This is a genomic window from Streptomyces sp. NPDC006643, from assembly GCF_042870175.1.
Classification (GTDB): Bacteria; Actinomycetota; Actinomycetes; order Streptomycetales; family Streptomycetaceae; genus Streptomyces.
Genome location: NZ_JBIAHA010000051.1, coordinates 1 through 5,116, shown reverse-complemented (window position 1 = coordinate 5,116; position 5,116 = coordinate 1). Strand labels below are relative to the sequence as shown.

The window sequence follows — 5,116 nt, the reverse complement described above, 5'->3', positions numbered from 1 at the left end:
CCACCAGCAGCCGCATGCACCAGAACCGACTCACCACCACACACACCACCCAAATCCCGCAACCCATAAAACGCCGTCAAAAACGCAACCGGGAAAGAGGCGCCCTCAGCGAACGACCAACCCGACGGAATGTCTGTCACGAGGCGGCGATCGACCACTGTTGATGATCCGGCGCCTTCCGAGAGCAGGCCCATGACCCGGTCACCGACGGCGAGGTCAGTCACATCCGAGCCCAACTCGACTACGACACCGGCGCCTTCGATGCCCATCTGGGCCGCACCGGGGTAGGTACCGAGGGCGATGAGCACATCACGGAAGTTCAGCCCGACGGCGCGTACGGCGACCCGCACCTCGCCGGGTGCGAGCGAACGCCCGGCGGCTTCGGGGTGGGCGGCGAGGGTGACGTTCTCCAGCGTTCCGGCCGTGGTGACATCGAGCCGCCAGGGAGTGGGCGCCTCGACCGGCCCGGGGAGTTCGAGACCGGCGGGCGCGGCCTGGGTCAGCCGCGCGGCATAGAGGGCACCCCGGCGCACGGCGACCTGAGTCTCGGTACCGGCCAGCACGGTCTCCACCAGCGGCCGGATACCGTCGGCACGGTCAAGGTCGCGACTGTCCAGGTCGAGAAGGACGACGCGGTCCGGGTTCTCCGACTGTGCGGTACGGACCAACCCCCAGACCGTCGAGCCGAGGATGTCGATCGGCGTGTCACCCCGCTGGATCTCCACGGCCCCGTCGGTGACGACCAGCAGCTTGGTGTCGGCCCACTTCTCATCGGCCAGCCACTGCTGGAGCACCTGCACCAGATGCCAGGTCGCTTGGCGCACCGCCCCGACGGGGTCGTCCTGACTGCCGGTGCTCGTGCGGAGCCGACCCAGTACTCCGGGCAGGAACACGGCGCTCGGCCGGGGCTCGTCGGCTGCTGCGAGGGCGTCGAGTGTCTCGTACGCGGGAAGCGCGTCGACACCGAGAGCAGAGCGGAGGCTCTCGGCCACCGACTCGTCGTGCGGGCCGAGGACAGCCCACGAGGTCGGTCCGGTGGAGGAGGTTTGTGCCTGCGGCTGCGGCTGTGTCTGTGTCTGTGGGATGGGGGTCCAGTTGAGTGTGTAGAGGTTGTTGGTTTGGGTGGTGGTGAGTTGGTGGGGGGTGGTGGGTCGGGTGGTGAGGGTGGTGGTGAGGAGGGGTTGGTTGTCAGGGGTGGTGAGGTGGAGTGTGTGGGTGTTGTTGTGGGTGGTGAGGTGGGCGCGGGTGTGGGTGGCGTGGGTTGCGTGGGGGTGGGTGTTCGTGAACGTGAAGGGGAGGTGGAGTTCGTCGGTGTCGGTGGTGGTGAGGAGTGCTGTGTGGAGGGCTGCGTCGAGGAGGGCCGGGTGGATGGTGTGACCGGTGGTGTCGGTGTTCTCGGGGAGGGCGATCTCCGCGTAGAGATCGTCCCCGTGTTTCCAGGCGGTGGTGAGGCCTTGGAAGAGGGGGCCGTAGTGGTAGCCGCGGGCGTGCAGGTCCTCGTAGAGAGTGGTGACGTCGATGGGGTCGGCGCCGGGGGGCGGCCAGGTGGTGGGCGGCTGGGCCGGGACCGGCTGGTGCTGGGTGAGGAGGCCGTCGGCGTGCTGCACCCACTCGGTGTCGTTGTCGGGGCGGGTGTGGATGGTGAGGGTGCGGGTGCCGTCGTGGGCGGGGTGGAGGGTGAGGTGGAGTTGGCGGGGTGTGGCCTCGTCGAGGATGAGGGGTGCGTGGAGGGTGAGTTCGGCGAGGTGGGGGTGGTTGGTGTGGAGTCCGGCGTGGAGGGCGAGGTCGACCAGGGCTGCCCCGGGGAGGAGGACGGTGCCGGCCACGGCGTGGTCGGCGAGCCAGGGTTGAGTACTGAGGGAGAGTCGGCCGGTGAAGAGGGTGGTGGTGTCGGCGAGGTCGATCCGTGCTCCGAGCAGGGCGTGCTCACTGCCCGACTGGCCCAGCGACGTCGCGTCCTGCGGACGGGAGGAGGACTTCAGCCAGTACGACTCACGCTGGAAGGGATAGGTGGGGAGGTCGACTGTCTGCGATGTTTCGGGCAGGAGACGGGTCCAGTTGATGGGGGTGCCGGTGGTGTGGGCCTGGGCGGCGGATGTGAGGAGTTGCGTGAGGGTGCCGTGCTGGCGGCGGAGGGTGCCGATGACGGTGACGCCGGGGTTGCTCTCGGTGGTGTCGGTGGTGTCCTGGATGCCGATGGTGAGGACGGGGTGGGGGCTTGCCTCGATGAACAGGTGGTAGCCGTCGGCCAGGAGAGTGCGGGTGGTGGACTCGAACCGGACCGTCCTGCGCAGATTCTGGTACCAGTACCCGGCATCCAGGATGGTGGTGTCAGTGACGCGTTCCCCCGTCACCGTGGAGTAGAACGCGACGTCCGTGACGGCTTGTGGGGTGACCGGGGCCAGGAGTTCGGCTAGCTGGTCAGCGAGTTGGTCGATGTGGGGGGTGTGGGAGGCGTAGTCCACATCGATACGCCGCGCCCGTATGTCCGTGGCCTGGTAGTGGGCGAGTACTTCCTCCAGCGCGGTGACGTCTCCGGCGATGACTGTGGACGCCGGACCGTTGACCGTGGCGATGGCCAGAGACTGTGCATAGGCGTCGAGATGAGCCTGGACCTCATCTGCCGGCAAGGGGACGGAGGCCATCCCACCGGTGCCGGCGAGTACGGTCAGTGCCTTCGAGCGCAGGGCGGTGATGCGGGCGCCGTCCTGGAGGGTCAGGATCCCGGCGACCGTCGCCGCCGCGATCTCACCTTGGGAGTGACCCACCACCGCGTCGGGGACGACTCCGAGGTCGGCCCACGCGGCGGCGAGTGACACCATCACCGCCCAGAGAACGGGCTGCACGACGTCGACCCGGTCCAGCGAGGAGGCACCTTCGGCTTCGTTCAGAACGTCCCACAGGTTCCAGTCGGTGAACTCCGCGAGCGCTGTCGCGCATTCATCGAGTCGTTCCCGGAAAGCGGGCAGCTCTGCGGCGAGTTCGACCGCCATGCCCGCCCACTGCGAGCCCTGGCCCGGAAACACCAGCACCGTCCGCCCCGTACCCGACCCGGCCTGGCCCGTCACCACATACGGCGACGGCTCACCCGAGGCCAGAGCCTCGGCCGCGGCCAGCAGTTCCTCCGCCGTATCACCGAGCAGCACCGCCCGATGATCAAACCCGGCCCGCGACGTGACCAACGCCCGTGCCACCGCCACCGGATCAGCACCCGCCAACGACTTCAATCGCGCGGCCTGTTCCCGCAACGCCACTGCCGACCTCGCCGACAACACCCACGGCACCGGCCCCAACTCCCCCGGCTCCGCCACATCCACTACCGTCGTCGGCGCCTCCTCCACAATCACATGCGCATTCGTGCCACTGATGCCGAAGGAGGAGATGCCGGCGCGGCGCGGGCGTTCCACGTCGGGCCAGGGGCGTGCCTCCGCGAGCAGTTCAACCGCCCCCGCTGTCCAGTCGACGTGCGTCGATGGCGTGTCGACGTGCAGCGATTGCGGCAGTACGCCCGCCCGCATGGCCATGACCATCTTGATGACACCGGCGACGCCTGCGGCGGCCTGGGTGTGGCCGATGTTCGACTTGATGGATCCGAGATACAGCGGCCGGTCCCCCGGCCGGTTCTGTCCGTACGTGGCGAGCAGTGCCTGCGCCTCGATCGGGTCGCCGAGGGTGGTGCCGGTGCCATGGGCTTCGACCGCGTCCACCTCGGCCGGAGTCAGTCCCGCACCGGCCAGCGCCTGGCGGATGACGCGCTCCTGCGAGGGACCGTTCGGCGCGGTCAGGCCGTTGCTCGCACCATCCTGGTTGACGGCAGAGCCGCGTATCACGGCCAGAATCCGGTGACCATTGCGTTGCGCCTCCGACAGACGCTCCAGCACGAGGAAGCCCACGCCCTCGGCGAAGCCCGTACCGTCCGCCGCATCCGCGAACGGCTTGCAACGACCGTCGACCGCCAGCCCCCGCTGCCGGCTGAACTCCACGAACAGACCCGGCGACGACATGACCGTCACCCCACCCGCCAGCGCCAGCGTGCTCTCGCCCTGGCGCAACGACTGCGCCGCCATGTGTAACGCCACCAACGACGACGAACACGCCGTATCCACCGACACCGCCGGACCCTCAAGACCCAGCGAGTACGAGATACGACCCGACGCGACGCTCGTCGTCGTACCGGTTCCCATGTAGCCCTCGTACTCCGAACTCGACTCGCCGGCCGGCTTGCCGTACGCCTGCGCAATCGCACCGACGAACACGCCGGTCTGGCTGCCGCGCAGTGAGTCGGGGTTGAATCCGGCGCGCTCGATCGATTCCCAGGCCGTTTCCAGTAGCAGTCGCTGCTGCGGGTCCATCGCCATGGCCTCACGGGGGTGGGTCCCGAAGAACGAGGCGTCGAACTCGTCCGCGTGGTCAAGGAATCCCCCCTGACGGGAATAGGTCGTCCCCATGTTCTCGGGGTCCGGATCGTAAAGACCTTCCAGGTCCCAGCCTCGGTTGGTGGGGAATCCTGAAATGGCGTCCGTCCCCTCCGCGACCAGCCGCCACAGATCCTTCGGCGACGACACATCACCCGGGAAGCGGCACGCCATGCCCACGATGGCTATCGGCTCGCCATTCTTCTCCTCCACTTCACGGATGCGCCGATTGGCCTGGCGCAGATCGGAAGTGGCCCGCTTGAGATAGTCACGGAGCTTTTCTTCATTACTCATTTGACATACACCTCTTGCCGGGATGGCGTTCCATTGCCGTCAACGGGGGGACAGAACAAGACTTTGGTGAATCAGGATGCTCCAAGCTCACTGTCGAGCGCTTCGAAGAGTTCGTCATCACTTGCTTCCTCAAAGCTCTCGGAAGAAGCTTCGGAAACGCTGTCCTCGCGGATTCCGTTCCACTTCCTCATCACTCTGTTCAGCCGTTCGTTGATGGCGTCGTACGAAGCGGTGCTGCCGGCCAGGGAGGCCAGTTCGGACTCCACTCGCTCCAGTTCCGCCAGCAGTTGCTCCGACGGATCCTTTTCGGGCGGTGTGAGTTGGGTGTGGATGTGGTCGGCGAGGGCGGTCGGGGTGGGGTGGTCGAAGATCAGCGTCGCGGGTAGCCGCAGCCCGGACTCGGCGTT

Annotated in this window: 1 protein-coding gene and 1 pseudogene; both read right to left on the bottom strand. The window is 67.5% G+C overall.

The genetic code is table 11. The annotated features are described in order from the left end of the window. Nucleotides 1-4,709, bottom strand: a 4,709-nt coding sequence (locus tag ACFYNU_RS38210; RefSeq protein WP_356597298.1) for a beta-ketoacyl synthase N-terminal-like domain-containing protein, incomplete at its 3' end; no start/stop codon positions are given. A gap of 71 nt (nucleotides 4,710-4,780) precedes the next feature. Continuing rightward, a pseudogene (locus ACFYNU_RS38205) lies at nucleotides 4,781-5,116 on the bottom strand (beta-ketoacyl synthase); the annotation flags it as partial.